General features: G+C 42.2%; 26 protein-coding genes and 1 pseudogene. 7 read left to right on the top strand and 20 right to left on the bottom strand.

The features are described 5' to 3' along the window. Positions 1-8: 8 nt before the first annotated feature. The 3 genes from AAEY75_RS01470 to cysE all read left to right on the top strand — a co-directional run bounded on the left by AAEY75_RS01470 (position 9) and on the right by cysE (position 2559). Positions 9-386 carry an Hpt domain-containing protein gene (locus tag AAEY75_RS01470; protein ID WP_352257967.1) on the top strand — a complete coding sequence of 126 codons (378 nt, stop codon included), beginning with the start codon at positions 9-11 and terminating at the stop codon, positions 384-386. Beyond that, positions 387-1256: an RNA methyltransferase gene (locus AAEY75_RS01475; RefSeq protein ID WP_352257969.1), complete on the top strand. Its 870-nt coding sequence runs from the start codon at positions 387-389 to the stop codon at positions 1254-1256. It abuts the gene before it with no gap. Positions 1257-1719: 463 nt separating this feature from the next. After that, on the top strand, positions 1720-2559 hold the full coding sequence (gene cysE / locus AAEY75_RS01480; RefSeq protein ID WP_502944360.1) for a serine O-acetyltransferase: 840 nt from the start codon (positions 1720-1722) through the stop codon (positions 2557-2559). A 7-nt stretch (positions 2560-2566) separates the two neighbouring features. Here cysE and AAEY75_RS01485 read toward each other — a convergent pair whose 3' ends face one another. The 19 genes from AAEY75_RS01485 to pheA all read right to left on the bottom strand — a co-directional run bounded on the left by AAEY75_RS01485 (position 2567) and on the right by pheA (position 16956). Continuing rightward, on the bottom strand, positions 2567-2710 hold the full coding sequence (locus tag AAEY75_RS01485; RefSeq protein WP_352257973.1) for a hypothetical protein: 144 nt from the start codon (positions 2708-2710) through the stop codon (positions 2567-2569). After that, complete coding sequence (locus tag AAEY75_RS01490) at positions 2710-3210, bottom strand: hypothetical protein (protein ID WP_352257975.1); 501 nt, start codon at positions 3208-3210, stop codon at positions 2710-2712. Before AAEY75_RS01490 ends, AAEY75_RS01485 begins: the two co-directional genes overlap by 1 nt. Continuing rightward, positions 3210-3734 (bottom strand): hypothetical protein, encoded by a 525-nt coding sequence (locus tag AAEY75_RS01495; protein ID WP_352257977.1) that lies wholly within the window; start codon positions 3732-3734, stop codon positions 3210-3212. The genes AAEY75_RS01490 and AAEY75_RS01495 overlap by 1 nt, the downstream gene beginning before the upstream one ends. After that, positions 3734-4228 (bottom strand): hypothetical protein, encoded by a 495-nt coding sequence (locus AAEY75_RS01500; protein ID WP_352257979.1) that lies wholly within the window; start codon positions 4226-4228, stop codon positions 3734-3736. Before AAEY75_RS01500 ends, AAEY75_RS01495 begins: the two co-directional genes overlap by 1 nt. Positions 4229-4267: 39 nt before the next feature. Next, complete coding sequence (locus tag AAEY75_RS01505) at positions 4268-4735, bottom strand: hypothetical protein (protein ID WP_352257981.1); 468 nt, start codon at positions 4733-4735, stop codon at positions 4268-4270. 45 nt (positions 4736-4780) lie between these two features. Next, entirely contained in the window at positions 4781-5248 is a 468-nt protein-coding gene (locus AAEY75_RS01510; RefSeq protein ID WP_352257983.1) for a hypothetical protein, read from the bottom strand. 504 nt (positions 5249-5752) lie between these two features. After that, positions 5753-5908 (bottom strand): hypothetical protein, encoded by a 156-nt coding sequence (locus tag AAEY75_RS01515; protein ID WP_352257985.1) that lies wholly within the window; start codon positions 5906-5908, stop codon positions 5753-5755. 10 nt (positions 5909-5918) lie between these two features. Next, the gene (locus AAEY75_RS01520) at positions 5919-6557 is read right to left on the bottom strand and encodes a hypothetical protein (protein ID WP_352257987.1); all 639 of its coding nucleotides are present in this window, start codon (positions 6555-6557) and stop codon (positions 5919-5921) included. A gap of 90 nt (positions 6558-6647) precedes the next feature. Then, positions 6648-6794, bottom strand: coding sequence for a hypothetical protein (locus AAEY75_RS01525; protein WP_352257989.1), 147 nt, complete (start codon positions 6792-6794; stop codon positions 6648-6650). Positions 6795-6796: 2 nt separating this feature from the next. After that, a complete protein-coding gene (locus AAEY75_RS01530; RefSeq protein WP_352257991.1) occupies positions 6797-7435 on the bottom strand; it encodes a hypothetical protein in 639 nt (212 codons plus the stop codon). A gap of 90 nt (positions 7436-7525) precedes the next feature. Further along, positions 7526-7678 (bottom strand): hypothetical protein, encoded by a 153-nt coding sequence (locus AAEY75_RS01535; RefSeq protein ID WP_352257993.1) that lies wholly within the window; start codon positions 7676-7678, stop codon positions 7526-7528. 2 nt (positions 7679-7680) lie between these two features. Next, a complete protein-coding gene (locus tag AAEY75_RS01540) occupies positions 7681-8325 on the bottom strand; it encodes a hypothetical protein (RefSeq protein ID WP_352257995.1) in 645 nt (214 codons plus the stop codon). A gap of 44 nt (positions 8326-8369) precedes the next feature. After that, on the bottom strand, positions 8370-9596 hold the full coding sequence (locus AAEY75_RS01545; RefSeq protein WP_352257997.1) for an RCC1 domain-containing protein: 1227 nt from the start codon (positions 9594-9596) through the stop codon (positions 8370-8372). 234 nt (positions 9597-9830) lie between these two features. Next, positions 9831-10355: a 2-amino-4-hydroxy-6-hydroxymethyldihydropteridine diphosphokinase gene (locus tag AAEY75_RS01550; RefSeq protein WP_352257999.1), complete on the bottom strand. Its 525-nt coding sequence runs from the start codon at positions 10353-10355 to the stop codon at positions 9831-9833. 1 nt (position 10356) lies between these two features. Then, entirely contained in the window at positions 10357-10794 is a 438-nt protein-coding gene (gene folB / locus AAEY75_RS01555) for a dihydroneopterin aldolase (RefSeq protein ID WP_352258001.1), read from the bottom strand. A 52-nt stretch (positions 10795-10846) separates the two neighbouring features. Next, on the bottom strand, positions 10847-11809 hold the full coding sequence (gene rarD / locus AAEY75_RS01560) for an EamA family transporter RarD (RefSeq protein ID WP_352258003.1): 963 nt from the start codon (positions 11807-11809) through the stop codon (positions 10847-10849). 216 nt (positions 11810-12025) lie between these two features. Continuing rightward, positions 12026-14380: a bifunctional prephenate dehydrogenase/3-phosphoshikimate 1-carboxyvinyltransferase gene (locus tag AAEY75_RS01565; RefSeq protein ID WP_352258005.1), complete on the bottom strand. Its 2355-nt coding sequence runs from the start codon at positions 14378-14380 to the stop codon at positions 12026-12028. 113 nt (positions 14381-14493) lie between these two features. Further along, positions 14494-15636, bottom strand: coding sequence for a histidinol-phosphate transaminase (hisC, locus tag AAEY75_RS01570; protein ID WP_110922885.1), 1143 nt, complete (start codon positions 15634-15636; stop codon positions 14494-14496). Positions 15637-15774: 138 nt separating this feature from the next. Then, the gene (gene pheA, locus AAEY75_RS01575) at positions 15775-16956 is read right to left on the bottom strand and encodes a prephenate dehydratase (RefSeq protein WP_110922886.1); all 1182 of its coding nucleotides are present in this window, start codon (positions 16954-16956) and stop codon (positions 15775-15777) included. 535 nt (positions 16957-17491) lie between these two features. On the opposite strand from pheA, the gene AAEY75_RS01580 reads away from it, so the two are divergent. Beyond that, positions 17492-18433 (top strand): transaldolase, encoded by a 942-nt coding sequence (locus AAEY75_RS01580; protein ID WP_352258008.1) that lies wholly within the window; start codon positions 17492-17494, stop codon positions 18431-18433. A 163-nt stretch (positions 18434-18596) separates the two neighbouring features. Then, positions 18597-19094 carry a hypothetical protein gene (locus AAEY75_RS01585; protein ID WP_352258010.1) on the top strand — a complete coding sequence of 166 codons (498 nt, stop codon included), beginning with the start codon at positions 18597-18599 and terminating at the stop codon, positions 19092-19094. Between the two features lie 82 nt (positions 19095-19176). Here the strand turns inward: AAEY75_RS01585 and AAEY75_RS01590 are convergent. Beyond that, a pseudogene (locus AAEY75_RS01590) lies at positions 19177-19692 on the bottom strand (adenine phosphoribosyltransferase). A gap of 406 nt (positions 19693-20098) precedes the next feature. Here AAEY75_RS01590 and AAEY75_RS01595 point away from each other — a divergent pair. Both AAEY75_RS01595 and AAEY75_RS01600 read left to right on the top strand, forming a co-directional pair. Continuing rightward, positions 20099-20263: a rubredoxin gene (locus tag AAEY75_RS01595; RefSeq protein ID WP_110922890.1), complete on the top strand. Its 165-nt coding sequence runs from the start codon at positions 20099-20101 to the stop codon at positions 20261-20263. A 27-nt stretch (positions 20264-20290) separates the two neighbouring features. Then, a complete protein-coding gene (locus tag AAEY75_RS01600; protein ID WP_352258012.1) occupies positions 20291-21340 on the top strand; it encodes an alpha/beta fold hydrolase in 1050 nt (349 codons plus the stop codon). Positions 21341-21358: the final 18 nt, after the last annotated feature.

Genomic DNA, 21358 nt, shown 5'->3' on the forward strand with positions numbered 1-21358 from the left:
ATAACATTATGGAAAATAACCCAAATAACAATATCACTCAGCAAACTGACGAAATTATTAATCACGAGCAGTTTGAAGACATGCGTGACCTGCTCGAAGAAGACTTTGCTGACTTAATACAAGTGTATCTTATAGACAGTAAAAAACGTGTCGCAACGCTGCGAACTGCTCAGCAAGAAAACGATCATGCCAATGGCTATGAGACCGCTCATGCTTTAAAAGGCGCTAGTGCTAACTTGGGAACGACACAACTGGTCAAGCTTAGCAGTCAATTACAGGAGTGCTGCCGTGAGCGCCGTATCGGTGAGCAGGCCGCACTGATTGAAGACATCGCAGCCGCATTAGAACGCGCTGAACAAGAAATAAATTTAAGATTGGAGCAATAAATGTGTATCGAGACTCCATCATCTGAAGCGTTAGCAACTCTCTCAGAACCGTCAGCTCATAGCGTGAGTGATTACCTAGACGCTGTGCAAGTTGTCATGGTCAATACGACTTTACCTGCCAATATTGGCTCAGCAGCACGCGCAATGCACACTATGGGGCTCTCGCACCTAACGGTCGTTGAGCCCAAACTGCCGATTGATGACACCAGTGTCTCTCATGCCGCAGGTGGCAGTGAGCTGCTTTCATCAGCGACTATCACGCCAAACCTTGAGTCTGCTATTGCAGACTGCCAGCTCGTGTTCGCAGCCAGTAGTCGCAGCCGTCACTTGCCTCGTCCTGTGGTCACACCCACGCAGGCAGCCAAAATCATGTTTGACTTTATTGATCAGCAAGACACCGCGGTTCACGGTAAACCAAATATCGCTATCTTATTTGGTCGTGAAGATCGTGGTTTGACCAATGAAGAGTTGGCTTATGCAGATTATCATATTCAAATCGATGCCAATCCTGCTTATCCAGTATTGAATGTCGCATCAGCCGTGCAAGTGATCGCCAGCTTTATCTTTGCTTACGCACAGACGCACACGAAGATAGCTGATAATCATTCAAATACCGATGTCAGTACAACTGCTCAGCCAATGTTAGATATTCATTTGCGTCAGCAATGGGACGAGCCAGCCATCACTCAGCAGCAACTACTACAGCTCACTCAGCGTATGACTGACCTCATGGTTCAGCGTGGTTTAGCAGATAACGAACATCTAAAGTCATTGCCATCACGACTGTCTCGACTGGGTTCGCGGGTGCAGCTTGATCAAAAAGAGTATCAACTACTAAGTGCATTGATTGCTAAACTGTCGAAAAACTAGATAACTTATCTAGGGCGTGTCATCATTTAGATTGTGTGGCTTAAAATGAGAAAAATTGCAGTCAAACAAGGAAGAACTCGCCGTAAATATGAACATATTGACAAGATTTCTGACGATGTTTTGACAAAATTTAGCCATTTTAAGGCCACTAAATGTATCAATGTGCTAATTGATGACATGCCCTAGGACTACTGCCAAATATAAAATCGACACTCACAAACTTATATTATGTGATGGGTTTGTGAGTATTTAATAGCTCATCACTATATTTTATCGTGTAAAACTGCTATAACTTGAAAGACCTTAGCGTAAGTAAAATCCAATATTTACGCAGACTTAATAACGATTAAAATCTAACAACTATAAATGAAAGAGATCGCTATTTCAGTAACGACACTCTACCGACAAATAGATAGGACGCTTTATGTCATTGCCAACCAAATTTTTGAAGACGCTTACCAGCATCAAAAAGGATTTAAAAGAAGATATCGATGCGGTATTCAAACGTGACCCTGCGGCGCGTAATAGTCTCGAAGTCATATTGACCTACCCTGGCATCCATGCGCTTATCTTACATCGCGGGGCACACTGTCTCTGGAATAACGAACAGAAACTGGCCGCACGTGTGGTCTCTTATGGCTCACGTATCATAACAGGCATCGAGATTCATCCTGCTGCCAAGATTGGCAAACGATTTTTTATTGATCATGGTGTCGGTGTGGTCATTGGTGAAACGGCTGAGATTGGCAACGATGTCACCTTATATCATGGTGTTACCCTTGGCGGCGTATCATGGAATAATGGCAAACGTCATCCCACGCTAGAAGATGGCGTGACCGTTGGCGCTGGTGCAAAAGTATTAGGCCCATTTACGGTGGGTAAAAATGCCAAAATCGGCTCAAATGCTGTAGTGGTAAAACCCGTACCAGCAGGTGCTACCATGGTTGGCAATGCGGCTCGCATGATATCGGATCATCATGATGAAAAAGGCAATCCAATTGCTGAAAAATCACCAGACGCTAAGTCACAAGAAAAAACAGCGACATCAAAACAAGCTACTGCACGCGATACGGCATTTCAGGCTTATGGTATCGATCCAACCTCACAAGATCCTGTTGCAGAAGCGTTTGCTAAAATGCTAGAGCACATTCAGCAATCAGAAAACCGCCTCGATCAACTACAAGCTGCCATGTGCAAAATCGACCCTAGTTTTTGTAAAAAAGAATATGACAAGTTGTGCTTAGAAGAGTTCGATGTGATTGGTAAAGATGAGACTGATGAGAGAAGTTCTAAGCAGAAGTAAGTTTTATTTAATATGCTGCATCATCAGCGGCGCCTTCGATGCTTGCTGATGCCTGCTGAACAATATCTTTTAGCTCTTGAAGCGTGAACTGCTTATCAGCATTGTTGATATAATCAATCAACTGCTGTCCTGACATCTCATTAATATTCATTAGTAGTATCTCCCGTAGTCGTTAGGTGCTGCCATTTTGTATGAGATAATAGGATCTTCCCAAAAATCTGGTTCAGGATCACCTGTTAAGTAGTATCCACCTTGCCTACCCAAATCAACAACTTGTTCACAAATCTGTTGAATATCATTTTCAAGGGCTTTGGAGCAATACAGCACCACAAACTGTTGCTCACGGTTATCATCTATTGAATATATTTCATAAGGTGGCGGCATAGGAAATCTCTCTTGCATGATTAATATAGAGCCGTCTTTATCCAAGTAAACAAACCAATCTGATATTTCATTTCCTCTTTCGTAATTCTCCATATAGCGAAATACCTTCCATGTTTTCGCTACACTAGGTTCTGCTAGAGTCGCACCTCGTCTATTATCATAATGTGGTATTAGCCACTTTTCAGCCTCTGGTGAGCTATAGAGTTCATCAAAGTCTTCATTTGTAGCCTTTCGATATATATATTTATTCATCTCATTAATATTCATTATTTAAATCTCCCGTAGTCGCTAGGTGCTGCTATTTTGTATGAAATAATAGGGTCTTCCCAAAAATCTGACTTAGGCTCACCTGTCAAGTATTTCCCATCTGATGACGTTGCGACATCAACGACTTGTTCACAAATCTGCTGAATATCACTTTCAAGGGCTTCTGAGCAATACAGCACCACAAACTGTTGCTCACGGTTATCATCTATTGAATATATTTCATAAGGTGGCGGCATAGGAAATCTCTCTTGCATAATTAACATAGAACCGTCTTTATCCAAGTAAACATACCAATCATTAATGTCATTTGGTTCTCCATAATCTGCTAAAAATACGAATAATTTCCACGTTTTTGTCACACTGGGTTCTGCTAAAGCCATATGTCGTTTAGCACTATCGTTGTATTTTCTTGATCTATAATGTGGTACTAGCCACTTTTCAGCTTCTAGTGAGGCGTAGAGTTCGTCTAAATCTTCTTCTGTAATGTCCCGATATATATATTTACTCATCTCGTTAATGTTCATTATAAATCTCTTCCTGTATCATTAGGCTCTGCCATTCTGTAAGTAACAATTGGATCAACCCAATAATCAGGTTCGGGTTTTCCTGTTAAGTAGACGCCCCCTTGGGTGGCAATATCAACCACCAACTCACAAATCTTTTGAATCGTATTTTCAAGCGATTTAGAATAAAAAAGAATAACGAACTCTTGCTCTCTATTGGGATACATAGGGTGTTTATCGTTTTCTAATGGCCATCTATCTTGCATAATTAACAAAGAACCATCCTTCTCTAAATACATAAACCACGCTGCTGTATCATAACGTTCGAAATTTTCCGAAAAACGAAACAACTTCCACTCTTCAGACGCTATAGGTTCTGCTATGCTTTCCTTTCCAACATCGTAGTAGGTCTTTGGACCCTGATAGTATGGAATTAGCCATTTTTCAGCATCTCTCGAAGCATATAATTGATCGATATCTCGTTTGGTGATTTCTCTATAGATATAATCACTCATCGTATTCTCTTTTAATAATTGATTTAAAAGTGGGTAGGATTAACGAAAGTGCCGCTGCTTGCTTTCAATAAATGTATAAGTTCTACTCATAGCGATACGTTTTGTTTTTTCAGGCAACCCCTTAAGATTGTTTGCCGTTAGCGTTTCTCCACCATAAATAAGCGCTTGCGTCATTACTTCTTTGATGTGAGGCAGATTTCCTCTCAGCGCAGAAGAACAATAGTATATGGATAACTCATAACCCTTTGCTGTTTCAATCATAGTGCAGATACCCCTCTCAAACAAATAAGCAAAGCGTGGTGACTCTCCTTCTAGACCCGAAAAACCACCTAAACTAAAAATCATCTCGCCTGTTGCTTCAATGACAGCTACTCTCCAACTAAAATCAATCATGCATCCAGCACCTTGTCTGCTAAAAAACATGCCATATAGCGCTTCTTTAACATCTGGTGAAGCGAAAAGTAAATCTAAGTCGTCGTCCGTAATTTCTCTAAATATAAAAGTCATTGTTTATCTCATGTGTTTTATAGGTATAAATAAAAGTGGGTAGGATTAACGAAAGTACAGCTGTTTGCTTTCAATAAATGTATAAGTTCTACTCATAGCGATACGTTTTATCTCTTCAGGCAACCCCTTAAGATTGTTTCCCGTTAGCATATCTCCACCATAAATAAGCGCTTGCGTCATTACTTCTTTGATGTGAGGTAGACTTTCTCGCAATATAGAAGAACAATAGTATATGGACAGCTCATAACCCTCTGCTGTTTCAATAATAGTGCAGATACCCTTATTAAACAGATAAGCGTAACGTGGCGTATCTCCTTTCATAGACGAATAATTGCCTATATTGAAAATCATCTCGCCTGTTGCTTCAATGACAGCTACTCTCCAACTACAATCAATCAGCCAGCCAGCATGTTGTCTGTCAAAAAACATACTATATAGCGCTTCTTTAACATCTGGTGAAGCGAAAAGTAAATCTAAGTCGTCGTCCGTAATTTCTCTAAATATAAAAGTCATTCAACCTTACCCTTCTGAAAAATATAATATAGAGATGAAAGATTCATAAAGAACTTAGCCCAAAACATCGATCCTACACCCTCGAAATTCAATCATTTAACTGTCAGTATTTTGACGCTATAGATTTCGATCATAATGCAGATACAATAATATCAGTCAGTGCTAACGATAGCACTTGTGAAACTGAAATCATTGAGTAGGAAGCTATTGAAAGTATATCTAAGATAAGAAAAAGAAAGGAGATAAGCTTAATAATTAATTTCGGTAAGTATTTGGAAGGATTTTTAGCTTAGGCGGGTAATATTGATGTCAGTGTTATGAATATTAAATTCTTGATACCAGAACTTTCAAGCAAGAAGAATCTGGCAGGCACAAAGCCAGTAGTGCGGGTCTAAGGAAAGATTTTATGGTCATGTGATGTTTTCTCTAATAGTGAGAGTGATTTATTATTCTTGTTTACACCGCTTGTATAGAACAATCTGACGCTAATGAGTCAAATTGACTCTATACCGTCCAACCCTCAGGCACGGGTGTCCAGTTGGAGCTGGTGAAGTCTTTATCTGTAGGATTCGTATCGTCATAGCCATATCTGACATCCCAATATACGTTGTCAGCTAATAACGCGTAAACTGCTTTCTCTGAATTGGTTAAGTTACTCATATTCTTTCCTCTATTTAGATGCCTTAGTAATTCGTTTGAATCTTTCAGATTGCTGACTTTCTAACTCAATTTTTTCAGACCATGTTATTTTTTTACCGTCTAATGGTCTCGGTACTGAACCCCAGTCTTTTATGCCAATTGGATATAAGATATTCCAGCCCTTAAAAACTAATTTTTCACTATTTGAGTCAGGTTTGAAAAAGCCCTGCGAATTTATAGCTACAGTACAGCCGTTACCATAAGAAACACCTACTTCAGTACAATTCAAACTTTCATTAATTATTTTACTGTTTGTCATGCCTTTAGAACCTGTGACGTACCATTCTCCATCATATTTAGAGACAGACATAACATTATCAAAAAACACCGACTTTCGCCCCACCCCCTCAAAACCCGTATCCCAGCTAATCTCTACATAAGTAGGAATGACATTCTTGCCACCTCCACGAAACATCTCGGAAATCTCTTTACCGCCTCCTTCTATGTAATGCCGTGTGATATGTACCCATATCATCTCACCATCATGCAGCTTAACCTCTTCATCGTACTCAATAGTTAAATCTTTGGGTCCAACAAGAGCGCTACACGCAGAGAGTGGTAGCAGGGTTATGGCTAGCAATAACGGTCTAAATAAGGATTTTAATGTCATGTCATATCTTCTCTAATAATGAGAGTGATTTATTATTCTTGTTTACACCGCTTGCATAGAACAATCTGACGCTAATGAGTTAAATTGGCCCTATACCGTCCAATCCTCAGGCACAGGTGTCCAGTTGGAGTTGCTAAAGTCTTTAGTGTTTTTGTCAAAACCATATCTGACATCCCAGTAGACGTTATCTGCTAAAAGGGCATAGGTTGCTTTCTGTTGATTAGTTAAGCTACTCATAATTAGTTCTCTTCTAATAATGGTTTATTAAGGTCACTGAACCGTTTAGATTGTTGTGATTGCAATACCAACTTATCTTTCCATGTAATTTTTGTATTATTTAGCGGTCTAGGTATTGAACCCCAATCCTTAATGCCCATAGGATAGATTATATTTTTGCTATTAATGTTGTATAAATCTTCAGGCTGCGCCTTGACAAACTCACCTTGCTGATTGAGAGCAACGACACAACGCAATTGTTCTATGAAAACGCCTATGGAGTTACAGTTAATCGAATCTTTATATAGATTTTTGCCAGTCGTATTCTTGTTACCTGCGACATACCACTTGCCATCGTATTTATCGATAATGCCAACATAACTGTCAAAATAAACCGACTTCCGCCCCACCCCCTCAAAGCCCGTATCCCAGCTAATCTCAACAGCACTAGGCATATAGCTTTTACCATGGCCTGATGGCACACCGCCCACTAAGCCGTAATGCCGTGTGATATGCGCCCATATCATCTCACCATCATGTAGCTTGACCTCTTCATCGTATTCAATGGTCATGGTTTTGGGCTTAAATAATGAGCTGCAAGATGATAACGGTAGTAAGCACAAAGCCAGTAGTACGGGTTTGAGGAAGGATTTTATGGTCATGTGATGTTTTCTCTGATAGTGAGAGTGATTTATTATTCTTGTTTACACCGCTTGTATAGAACAATCTGACGCTAATGAGTTAAATTGGTCCTATACCGTCCAACCCTCAGGCACGGGTGTGCAGTTGGAGTTTTTGAAGTCTTCTCCTGATTCAGTATTTTCAAAACCACTTCTAATATCCCAGTAAACATTATCAGCGAGCAAGGCATAAGTTGCTTTTTGTTGATTCGTTAAATTGCTCATAATTATTTACCCTTATTTAGAAATAGTTGTTTACTTACTAGTTGATATTTTTTTGGTTTTCCACTTTGTATTGATAGCTTTTGTTGCCACGAGAGTTTTTTATTTTCTAAATTTTTAGTTTCATCAAAACTATAGGAATATAGAATATTCCCTCTAACTAACTTACTAATTTCAGCTTCACTAGGTTTCAAAAACTTGCCTGATGAATCAATCTTGACTAAACAGTTTGCTCCATTGAAATATGATGTTCCTACATCGTTACAACTGGTTGATTGTCCATATGAGCTTGTTATATGCTTATCTGATGCTCCATAAACATACCATTCATTGTTTATTTTATTCATAACAAAAATTTGTCTTTTAAAATAAACCGACTTTCGCCCCACCCCCTCAAAACCCGTATCCCAGCTAATCTCGACTTCAGTTGGATGATAACTAGAGGTCATACCGCCCGTATCACCTAATGCGCCTGAATATCGGTAATAATGTCTTGTGACATGTACCCATACCATCTCACCATCATGTAGCTTCACCTCTTCATCATATTCAATGGTCATGGTTTTGGGCTTAAATAATGAGCTACACGCACAGAATGGTAGCAGGGTCAACGCTAGCAATAACGGTCTAAATAAAGATTTTATGGTCATGTGAGGTTTTCTCTAATAGTGAGCCTTCTTAATTTTAAAGTTAGTTACTTGTTAGCGTGAATATTAAATAGTGATTTTTCAGGAACGAGTAATTTTTCTTTGGTTATATACTCGTCAGTTTGCACTTCTCCAGTCCCCTTTTCTCCGTGTCTATTGTTACCAACAAACCATGCGTAACCATTATCATCAATATATGCAGTGCTTGAAAAACTATCGGCGAATTGATTTATTTTTATATCGTTACTTATCAAAACTGGTTGATAGAAGTAAGAGGAATTTCCCCCATTCGAACATTTTTCACATTTAGTTGTAGATAGCCCCCACAGGTATAAATCTCCATCGTTGGTATTAACTGAAAACGCATTAACCTTGTTAACTTTTGACAAACCTAGGATTCTAGTAGGGGTAAAAATAAAACTGTCTTTAGATTTTCCAGATCCTGTATAGTTAGTATCTCGCCAGCTCCATACCTCTCCATTTTCTAATGGAGCTAAATTAGCATAGCTATAGTCAAAGTCTACGATCCGTTTCTTTAGTTCAATTCTGGTGACAGGGTAGTATTTCTTACCAGTTTCTGTGACTAATGCTTTGACGTTTTCTTTGCCAAGACTATGACTTGAAATTGCTGAAGAGTACAAATCACCTTCAACATTTAACGCCAGAAATGAGTCGGCTCCTCCTAGGATTTTTACGATATTCCTCAGACCTTTAATCCTAGTCGGCTTATTTAGAATTTTATCTTTATCAGTAGAAAGAACTCCATACTCATTATTTCCAAGTACAAAAACATCTTTTTCATTATTAATAAAAAAAGAAACTTGTGTGCCAGCAGAAATACCTATCACGTTTTCGATACCTTTAATCTCTCGTAACTCTTCTATAAAAGTATCGTCATCACTAGGGTCTATCTCTCCATGACTATTGCTTCCCCAACCCCACACCGTACCGTCTTGTCGCAACAACAGCATATGTCCGCCACCACCTGACACTGCTACCGCATCATTCACGCCCTCGACTTGCCTAGGCGTTGGATCTTGTCCTGTCTTGGTATCACGTAGTAAACCATCTGTACCCCATGTCCAAAGCGTCCCATCGTCTTTTACCCCTGCGCTCCATGAGCTGGTCATGGCTAAGCGCTTGGGTTCAATATTGATCTCAAGCGGGGTTTCTAATGGCTCCTCTGGCATATTTGCCACAGGGTATTTACCTGCGGTGAGGGCTTGAAGGTGCTCGGAAGGGGATTTATCGCAGGCAGATAAAGTAGACATCATGAGTATGATTGCTAGACTCGTGATTGGTTTAATCTTCAGAAAATTAATTAGTTTTTGCATAAACGGAAAAATTTCAGAGATAATTAGTAACTAATACTAACAATTGTTTACATACGTGTATAGTTTTTTAGTTTGCGATTACTACACAGATGAAATTGGTATTGTTTTAAAAAACGAGGATTTTCAAGCAAGAAGAATCTAGCAGGCACTAGGCAAGAGAGATAAACCAGTAAACTAAAGACGATTTAAAACTAACTCCTCAACTCCTGCGTGTTCATGCGCTTTAAATGGATAGCGATCTGCCATGATTAGCCATTCGAATTTTTGGTTAGGTGATGAATTTTTGCTTAGGCTATTTTTATTGATAAGGGTTTCTATCAACAGAATATCGATATCCATGGTGACTTTTTTGACTGACGTTTTTGCTACTGCCAAACGCTCTCTACCACACTCACCTTCCATCTGCTTAAACAACGCTTGCAACTGTTGCAATGTCACAGGTTTTGCCAAACGTAAATAGACACACTGATTGGTATAGTCAGGTTTTGGTAGCTCGATAGTCGCTGTAAAGTCAGGGTTTTGAAACGGCGTTGATAACTGTATCTCGCCTAGGGCTGCTAAATCCTTACGAACACGTGGCAAGTGCTTATCGGCTTGATAATTACTGCCCAATGCCAACATCACCGCCGTCACAGACTGCGCTTGCAGCTGTTCAGGCAGGCATTGTTTTAGCGTTTCTAAATTCAACTCAACTGACATTTTATGCATCATTAGATTGGCTATTATCAGCTTCTTTGGCAGCTTCTTTAGTAGCTAGCTCGTCTATTGACGCTGACGCATAGCGCGTGATTTGCACCCCAACGGCATCCGCTTGTGCAATAGCAGTCGGCTTCGCAACACTTAACGTGATTTTATGGCAAGCATATTTCGTGAGTAGCTTGTCAGCGATTTGACCTGCCAGATGCTCCAGCAATTTCGCCTTAATCTCTTTACACCATTCACTCACATCGTCGCAGACTGCTTTATAGTTCAGTGCATCATCGACGTCATCTGACACAGCAGCAGCGCTAATATCCGTTTCCAGCGCGATATCAATCAGCAGCGGTTGCGTAATCGCCCGCTCCCACTCGTAGACACCGATGACGGCCTCTACTTTTAAACCTTTTACAAATACCACATCAGATTCAGTATGAAACATGCTCTCATCCTTGCTTGCTAAGTGTTTAATTAGAGTTTCGAACTCAGTTTTTTTAATTGGTTTGCTGCAGTGCTTCTTCACGCAAGCGCGCCGCTTTTAAGGCCTTGCTTGGGCGATGGCGCCATAAGTCAATGCTGAATAGTAGCAGACCTAGCCAAATCAAGCCAAAGACCGCTAAACGATGTAAGTCAAATGGCTCTTTATAATAGAACACAGCCAAAAAGAAAATAAAGGTTGGGGTCAAATAATTCATAAAGCTTAAAATACTAAAAGCGACCATCTTAGTCGATTTATTAAATAGCAATAATGGTATCAGTGTAATAGGCCCCGCAATCATTAATAGCCATATGTTTGAGGTGAACCAAAAGCTCAGTTGGCTACTGACCACATCCGATTGCCAAAACCACCAAACAAAAATAGGGACGAGCATCGAGGTTTCGACAAACATTGCATCCACAGGCGTTAGCGGTGTTTGACGCTGAATCGTACCGTAGGTACTGAAACTAAAGGCTAGCACAAGCGATAGCCACGGCAGACTACCGATCATGACCACTTGAATGACCACAGATAACAGTGCAAATCCGATAGCGACCCACTGCAAGGGTCGCAGGCGCTCTTTGAACAAAATCATCGATAGCGCGACACCAACGAGCGGGCCAATAAAGTAGCCCAAACTCGCCTCAAGGATACGGTCATGGTTGACCGCCCATACGTAAGTGAGCCAGTTGGTCGCAATAATAATACCTGATATAAAAGTTAATGCGATCCATTTTGGATTTTGCTTCAGGGTATCTATCCATTGCCAGCGCTTGGTCACGACCACTACGATAAGTAAACACGCAAACGTCCAAACAATGCGATGACCGATAATTTCTGTGGCGTTATAAGCAGACAACTGCTTGAAATATAGAGGAAAGGCGCCCCAAATGCAGAAAGCGATAAGCGCGGTGATGATACCGCTTCTCGTCGTTTTGATAGGGACTACGGGTTTTTTGACAACATTTTGGATGGTCATAATACAATACAACGTGTTAGAGCAAAGCGCGATCTCACCTACTTCTATCAGTCATATAAACCTAGAAGCAGGTGCGCAGGGTTACTACAGATAAGGTAAAAAGTAAAAAAGCAATGCGTTAATACCTGTTTGGGCATCAACACATTGCTAACGATAAACGCTATTTTAAAAAACTATTTTACGTAAAGTTCAAACAATAAGTGTACTAGCACTAGCCTAGCCATTAGTGCTATCAACTTGGATAGACATACCAATATTATTGGCCAATTCTGCAAATCCTGGGAAGCTGGTATTAACGGTCTCGACTCCTTCGATAGTGATCTGCTCAGACGCGCGCAGACTAGCAACGGCGAAACTCATGGCAATACGGTGGTCATGGTGCGAGATAATGTGACCACCACCGAATACAGGCTGGCTGTTATTGACTTCGCCGTTCTCACTTTCTGTACTTTGACCTTCAATGATTAGCCCATCATCCGTCACGGTACAATCAATACCAAGAGTGTGCAACCCTTCAGCCATGACAGCAATACGATCAGACTCTTTAACACGCAACTCTTTGGCACCGGTCAATACCGTACGGCCTTTTGCACAGCTAGCAGCGATAAACAATACTGGGAACTCATCAATCGCTAGTGGTACGAGATGCTCTGGTATTTCAATACCCTGCAAGTTTGAACCACGAATCGTAATATCAGCGACTGGCTCACCACCAACATGCGTTTCATTGCTTAGGCTAATATCGGCTTGCATCAGCTTTAGGATATCGATGATGCCCGTGCGTGTTGGGTTAATACCCACTTGCGTCAAGGTCAACTCGCTACCTTGGCTAATCGCAGCAGCGACCATAAAGAATGCTGCAGATGAAATATCAGCAGGCACGGCGATATCGCCGCCTGTTAGCTGACCACCACCTGTGACACTGATACGATTGCCTTCTACCGTCACAGGATAACCAAAGGCTGACAGCATACGTTCGGTATGGTCGCGGCTGACTTCAGGTTGAATGACAGTCGTTGTGCCCTCGCTCCACAGTCCTGCCAGCAATAAGCAAGACTTTACCTGTGCAGATGCTACTGGCATATCATATTCAGCACCTTGCAGTGGCTTACCGACCGTCTCACGACCAGTAATACTAAGCGGTGCGGTGCCACTATGCCCTGTGCTTTGAATCACAGCACCCATAGCGCGAAGCGGTGCTGCCACACGTTCCATCGGACGTTTGTTTAAACTGGTATCACCTGTCAACACACTATCAAATGATTGTGCCGCCAAAATACCTGATAGCAGACGCATACTCGTGCCTGAGTTACCCATATATAACGGCGTCTTGCTTGGTTTAAGGCCATTCATACCGACACCATGAATGGTCAATTTGCCGTTATCGGGTCCTTCAATCGTCACACCCATATCACGAAATGCTTGCAAGGTCGCAAGCGCATCTTCCCCTTCCAAAAACCCAGTAACATGTGTGACACCTGTTGCAAGGCTGCCAAGCATGATACTGCGATGAGAGATAGACTTGTCACCAGGAATGGTGATGGTGCCTGAAACGGTATTGCTAGGAGTAATATTATAAGATGCTGACATGGCAGAAGTATCCGTATAAGGGGTGCTGGCTAACATATGGCCAAAATGTCGCCGTGCGGCTTGCGCTCGGCCTAAAAGTCCCATCAGGGCGGTTGAATCTTTGTCAATGATAAGCTGACGCATGGTCTGTAGATAGACGCCATACTCATCAAGGGCGCTAACAATCGCGCTTTCGTTGGCAAAAAATATATCGTGCCACATTTTAGGATCGCTGGCAGCAATGCGGCTAAAATCACGAAAGCCGCCCGCTGCGTAGCGAAACATATCTAAATTATCATCATGACTGGCTAACTGCTCAACCAGATTGAAGGCGAGCAAATGCGGCAAATGACTGGTATGCGCTAAGATCGAATCATGATGCTCAGCATCCATTGCCATCACGCTAGCACCCACTGCTTCCCATAACCGTCGTAGCTTATCTATCGCGACGATACTGGTCGTCGGTAGCTCACAGATAATGACACTATGATTGGCAAACAAGGTGGCGCGTCTGGCCTGATATCCTGAATTCTCAGCACCAGCAATCGGATGCGCTGGCACTAGTCCTGTCGGTAGCGAACCAAACACCGATTTGGCGGCATCAATGATATTGACCTTGGTACTACAAACATCACTAATAATGCACTCAGTCGCCAGTTGACCGTTATCCATCGCAGTTTTGATATCGACGAGCACTGCTTGTACAGCTTGTACTGGCACAGCGATGACGATCAGATCACTACCAGCGACCACATCACTCAATGCTGAGCTACCTGCGTCTAACAAGCCATGTTGAATGGCCTCCTCGATGCTTGGCGCGTGCCTATCAACAGCGACCAAACGCTCACTGAGACCATTGTCTTTGATGGCTTGAGCAAGACTGGCACCAATGAGTCCAAGTCCAATGACACAAACTTGCTTGAATCGTGGCATCTGGGTATTGGTAAGCGATTTTTTATTATTTTGTTGACTGTATTTTTGGCTATTCACGGCTTTTCTCATTGAACAAATTAACGTCCGTTTAGATATATCAGTGTCGAAAAAACTCACGTTCTTGTTATAAATTTAAGGATAGTTTGACTTACTTTAAAAAATACATGGATAGTATTTATTATTTAATCGTCAGTTAAAATAGAGCGCAACGTATCGATCAAACGTAGATTGTCTTCTGCTAAACCAACAGTGATACGTAGCCAGTTATGTAGACCATAAGCAGCTAATGGACGGATGATAACACCCTGCTCTAGTAACGCTTCATGGATAGAAGCAGCAGTTATATCTTCCATCTCAACCTCTATTTTTACCATAATAAAGTTAGCATGTGACTTGATAAACCCTAACCCTAGCGCATCAAACTGCTTTTCCAACCAACGCATTTGCTCATCATTCATCAGACGCGTTCTTTCAATAAAGTCCTGATCCGCAAGTGCGGCGGCTGCGGCTGCCAAACCGATACGACTGACATTAAATGGCTGACGAATACGGTTCAGTAGATCAGCAACGGCGACTGAGCTTAGTGCGTAACCCACGCGCAAGCCAGCCAGCCCATACGCTTTGGAGAAAGTACGTACGATGACGACATTATCAAACTCGTCGAGCAGCGCCCGATTGTTACTTTCAGGGCTGTACTCGATATAGGCTTCATCTAGCACCACCAAGACTGAGCTTGGCACACTCGCCACAAACGCATGCAACTCTTTATGCGCAAGCTGAGTACCCGTTGGGTTATTAGGATTAGCAATGAACACGAGCTTAGTATTAGGATTGTCTTGAACTGCTTGGCTCATCGCTTTTAGATCATGACCAAAGCGCTGTGCAGGTACTTCAACATCCATAGCACCCTGCATCTTCGCTAGCATCGAATACACCACAAAGGCATATTGACTATAAACGATGGCATCACCAGCACCAACAAAGCTACGCGCCAAGATATCAAGCAAATCATCAGAGCCATTACCCAAGGTGATTTGGTCGACATTCACATCATTAAAATCAGCCAATGCTTGCTTGAGATAGTAACCATTACCATCAGGATAGCGTGCCAACTGACCTAGTTGCTCAGTAATCGCTAGCGTGACCTTCGGCGAGCACCCTACTGGATTCTCATTACTCGCAAGCTTCACCACATCTGAGATGCCATATTCACGCGTGAGTTCTTCTACTGGCTTGCCTGTCTGATAAGGTGCCAATGATAAAATACTGGCATAGGCAGGTACAAGCGGTGACAAGCTTGACTCTATCGACTGAGATGATTGCATGATTTATCCTTAGATGTGAAAACGCACCTATTATAGGTTAAGCCTGTGGATTTTAGCGGTGGTGGCCAGTTGTTATACGCTACGACTTAAAGGCAATAGCTTAAAGACAATAGCGTATAACGATAGCGCTTAAGAAATTTATAATACTGCTTTTGGATATGAGCCCAACACGCGTAAATCCTTCACTAATGGACGGATATCGTTGATGGCAGCGCTGACATTTGGATTGTCAATATGACCGTCCATATCAATAAAGAAAACGTATGCCCACTTATTAGGACGTTCAGGACGTGTTTCGATACTGGTCATAGACACGCCATGATAAGACAATGGCTTGAGTATCTCGATTAGCGCACCTGCTTTATCATGGGCAGAGACGACGATAGAGGTTTTGTCTTGTCCTGATGGCGCAATCGCTTCATGACCAATGATGAGGAAACGTGTGGTATTACTTGGATTGTCTTCGATGTTTGAGTAGAGCTTATGTAGGTCATACTCTGCCGCCGCTACATCGCCGGCAATCGCAGCTGAGTGCCATTCGTTTTTCAGACGACGCGCCGCTTCACCATTACTCGATACAGCAACACGCTCAACATTAGGGAAATTTACATCGAGCCAATGACGGCATTGTGCCAATGATTGCTGATGAGAATAGATACGACTTAACGCCTCTACCTTAGTGTGTTCAGCGACCAAGAAGTTCTGATGAATAGGCAGCTCAACTTCACCAATAATCTTTAAGGTAGACGATAAGAAGCCATCTAAAGTATGGTTGACCACACCCTCTGAAGAGTTTTCAACAGGTACCACACCATACATCGCTGTGCCCGCTTCCACTTCACGGAACACATCGGTAATGGTCGTCATCGGTACCGTATCAGCAGCCTTGCCAAAATGTTTGAGCGCGGCAGCATGTGTAAAGGTGCCGACAGGCCCCAAGAACGCAATGCGTTGCGGCGCTTCTAAATCCAAGCAAACTGACATGATTTCGCGGAATAAACGTGCCATCTTTTCATCAGCGATTGGGCCAGCGTTACGTTCCATGACAGCTTTTAGCACTTGCGCTTCACGCTCAGGACGATAAAAAATAGGATTGCTACTTTCGGTCGCCGAGCTATTAGCAATATGGTTTTTCTTAACTGCGGCCACTTGCTGAGCCAGCTTGGCACGGTTATTAATCAACGTCTGAATTTCGCAGTCTACTGCATCGATGTTTTGACGGATATTATTTAAAAACTCTTTTTCAGTCGCGGTATCGCTAGTGCCTGCAATGCCCTGATTTAGGTTATCTATGTTTTGCTCTGGTGACTGCTCACTCATTACCGCCCATCCTTTTTCTAATATTATTACTGAGTTTTATAACTGTTAGGTACTACTAATATAGATACTACTAATAAATACTAATATATTGGTTTTAAATGCTTGGCGTATCGTCAAACTTCATAAACGTTTAGGTAGCAGCTATGAAGATATCGCTATTGAGATAAAGCATTCTAGCAATCATGCTTAGGATAAATGACATTCTATCGAATAATCTATCAAAAACACGTTAACTGCCTAAACCTGTCTAGCACTGTTACGACAGGCCAACGACACGTCAGCTAGCAAATGTAGCGGCCAAACCACTGACCCGCTCTACTATAACAAAAACTATGGTCAGTGCCCATGCGTAAATACGTGTAAACCCGCGAATATTAGCAAAGTTATAGGATATAACAGAAATGCACGGTCAAACTATGGGTCAATATTGGCTCAAAACTGTGTTACAGTTTAAAACTAACAACAGATAGCCCTATAAATAAGAAAACAACCAATTAATAAATGGCATTATAAATTGAAAAATAAAGGATATTAGATGAACGCATTACAACAGCTTCGTACCATGACCACCATTGTCGCTGATACCGGAGACCTTACCGCCATTGCGCGTCTAAAACCTATCGATGCAACCACCAATCCAAGCTTAATCACCAAGGCACTCATCCACCCTGACAACCAAGGCATGCTATCAGAGACCATGAGCCGCCATAATGGCGATATAGATGCTGTGATTGACGCACTTACCATTCAGATTGGCTGTGATATTCTAGAACTCATCGAAGGCCGAGTGTCCACCGAAGTCGATGCACGCTTGTCTTATGACACTCAAGCGACAATTGATAAAGCCTTAGCGTTTATGGACGCTTACCAAAAGGCAGGTGTCAACTCAGACCGTGTGTTGATTAAAATGGCCGCAACTTGGCAAGGCATTGAAGCTGCACGCTATCTTGAGACCCAAAATATCCACTGTAATCTGACACTATTGTTCGGACAGCATCAAGCGATTGCTTGTGCTGATGCTGGCGTGACACTGATATCACCGTTCGTGGGTCGTATTCTAGACTGGCAAAAACGCCAACAAAACCGCCAAAACGTGCCAGCCTCTGACGACATGGGCGTACAATCAGTGAAGCGTATTTACCAATATTACAAACAGCACGACTATTATACCCAAGTCATGGGCGCGAGTTTCCGCTCAACAGAGCAGATACTGGCGCTAGCAGGTTGTGACCTATTAACCATTGCACCTAATCTCATTGATGAGCTTGCAGCGATGGACACTGAAGTCGTGCAGCAGCTGTCATCGAGCATGTCATTGGATATGGCAGATATGACCCGCGTGAGTTTGACGCACGAAGAGTTCAGTGCGGCCTATCAAAAAGATACGGTCACACAAGACTTACTACCAAAAGGTATCGATGGTTTTATCAATGCGCGTGATGAGCTTGCTAAGATGCTAGCGACTATACGTAGTTAAGACACGAAGTTAAGATGCATAGTCACCAGATCAGTCACTGGCGCAGCCACTAATAGCGATAATACTCTGCAAACTGTAACAACAGGCAATAAAAGAAAGTTGCCTGCTAATAGCAAGTTGGCTATTATGGCCCACTTCCAACAACCAGAAGCAAGGCTTGATTATGAAGCGGCTATCAATGTTATTAGTAAGCGGTGCTCTCGCAGTCAGTGCGCATGCAGTGGACTGGTCAAAAGTATCAGAGAGTCAAACTGGATCAATTTTTAGCTTAGACTTGGAATCTATCGAAGGCTCCGACATCAATATCATAGACGAAAAAGACGTCGAAAATATTACCGTGTCTATTCGTCGAACATATCCTACACAAACGAGTGAGCCGAAAGCAGATAACGCAAAAAAAGACAACGTCAAGAAAGACAAAGCAAAAAAAGACAATATTCATCATAGCGACCAGCAACTACTAATCTCTTGCAAAGATGCCAGTTACTACAGACGTGCCTATGTGAACTACGGGGCTAAGGATAAAGTATTGGCCTCTTGGCAATCAGAAAAGCCAATACTAACCACCAAAGACTTTAAAACCACGACGCCAAATACAGTCGGACGGACATTGGTAGAGCAAGCTTGTGAAAACTACGAGCAAACCAAAGAGACCGCTTAAAATAAAAAAGCGCGCTGATATTATTCAGCGCGCTTTTTTATTTTAAATACTTAGCGTTTATTTTAGCCTGTAAATACTACTGCTAAGCTTTCAACACCGTATAAGTCGGTACTGGAAACTCACCATGCAAATCAACCAAATCTAGCAATACCAAAGCACCAACGACTGTATGTTCTGCTGAGCGGCACAGCTCATAGGCCGTGGTTAACGTACCACCAGTCGCTCAGATATCATCAACCAGTAATACACGCTCAGGCGGCAAATTATTTTGCATTTCCAGCGTATCTTTACCATACTCTAGAGCATAGGCTTTATTTGCAACAGGTGGTGGCAGCTTACCGGGTTTACGCAGCAAAATCATACCTTTGCCCAATCGGCCTGCCAGCAAACTTGCAAAAACAAACCCACGTGCTTCTACAGCCCCAAAACAATCTACCTCGTCCATCAACCCTTCTGGCAGTGCGGCAAGTAATGCATCAATGACCTCGTTGATATGACTGCGCAGTAACGGTGTAATATCATAAAAATCAATGCCAACTTTTGGGAAGTTTGGTACTGTGCGAATAACTTGCCAAAATGGATGATCGGTATTGAGCATATTAGACGGCTCGTTTTCGGTGTTTGTAGATGTAGCAGCGGCACTAGTGCTCATGGACAACCCTTAGCTTATATGGCTTAGACAATAACTGAATAGTAACTGGATGATAATGTCTCAACGATAAATGATGGCTAATACGGTGAGTTTAGTGGCAGTCATTATAGCACAATCGATATTAGCATTGAGGCTAGGCTATCAGGCTTGTCGCTTATTAGTTTTGGGACAGAACCAATATCTCTCTTGATAAAAGCAAAGCAATCTCAATATACAAGTGTAAACTTAACTACGAAAATCACGGTTATATGCTAAACTACGTGCGCTTTCGCAGTCTAATATAATGACTGTAATCCCAAATATAAGTGTCAATAGCGCACTGTAACACTAGTAATGATCGATAGGACTATTTATGAAACGTTATGAATGTATTGTCTGTGGCTGGATATATGATGAAGAGCTCGGCTGCCCAGAAGAAGGAATCGCACCAGGTACCAAATGGGATGACATCCCTGATGACTGGACGTGCCCAGAGTGCGGTGTGGGAAAGCTTGATTTTGAGATGATTGAGCTGTAGTAGACGACTCGCTAATTAGGACACTTCATGACTATATCAAATGATATCAATAATGCCAAAGTAAGTGCCAAAACATCTGCAAGCCTTGATGACAGCGTAGGGAGCTACCCCACTGCTGAATGGCAAAAGTTTGGCGCGCATCAATGGTGCGACTCTGACTTGAGCAAACACCTGTATCAATCGATGATTAACATCGGTGATGGTATTGAACTCTGTGTCGAGGCTGGTGGTAATCCTAATAATCCACCACTGCTGATGATTATGGGGCTTGGCTCACAGATGATATTTTGGCCAGATAACTTCATCAAACGCCTCATTGATGCGGGTTTCTTTGTGATTCGTTTTGATAATCGTGATATTGGCTTGTCTTCTAAAGTTCAAATTGATGGTCTACCGCGTATCAGTCAACTAAAAATGATGATGCGTTTGCAAACAGGTCTGTCTAATAAAAGTACGCAAGTTGCTTATAATTTGACAGACATGGCAGAGGATACCGTGCGCTTAATTAAGGCACTGCAGTTGGGTAAAACACACATAATAGGCGCTTCTATGGGCGGTATGATTGCCCAAATCGTAGCGGCACGTTATCCAAGCCTAGTACAACGCATGGCATTGATGTTTACCACGACCAACCGTGCTTTTTTAAAGCCACCAAAACCAAAGCAGCTATACACACTCATTAATCGTCCTGAAAGCCATTCTGAGCGTGATATTGTGCGTCATAGCGTCTGGTTTATGAAAACCGTCGGCACACCCGGACATGTCAATGTGCGTATGGTGCGTGAAATTGCCAAAATTCGCTATCAACGCAATTTTCATCCGCTCGGTACGGTGCAACAACTCAACGCTATTTTGGCATCAGGTTCTATCAGCCGGTTTAGCAAACAAGTCAAAGCACCGACTATCGTGCTACATGGTAGCGCAGATGGCTTAATTCCTGCGTCACAGGGCCGAGTCGTTGCCAAGACCATTCCTAATGCCACGTTCCATCTAATCGAAGGCATGGCGCATGACATTCCTGAGTATTATCAGCCATATATGGTTGATTTGATTGGCTCGCACTTATTAGAAAAATAGTTTTTAAAACGCTAGTGG

Origin of the sequence: Psychrobacter sp. TB55-MNA-CIBAN-0194 (assembly GCF_040309505.1) — a bacterium.
GTDB classification, from domain to species: Bacteria; Pseudomonadota; Gammaproteobacteria; order Pseudomonadales; family Moraxellaceae; genus Psychrobacter; species Psychrobacter fozii.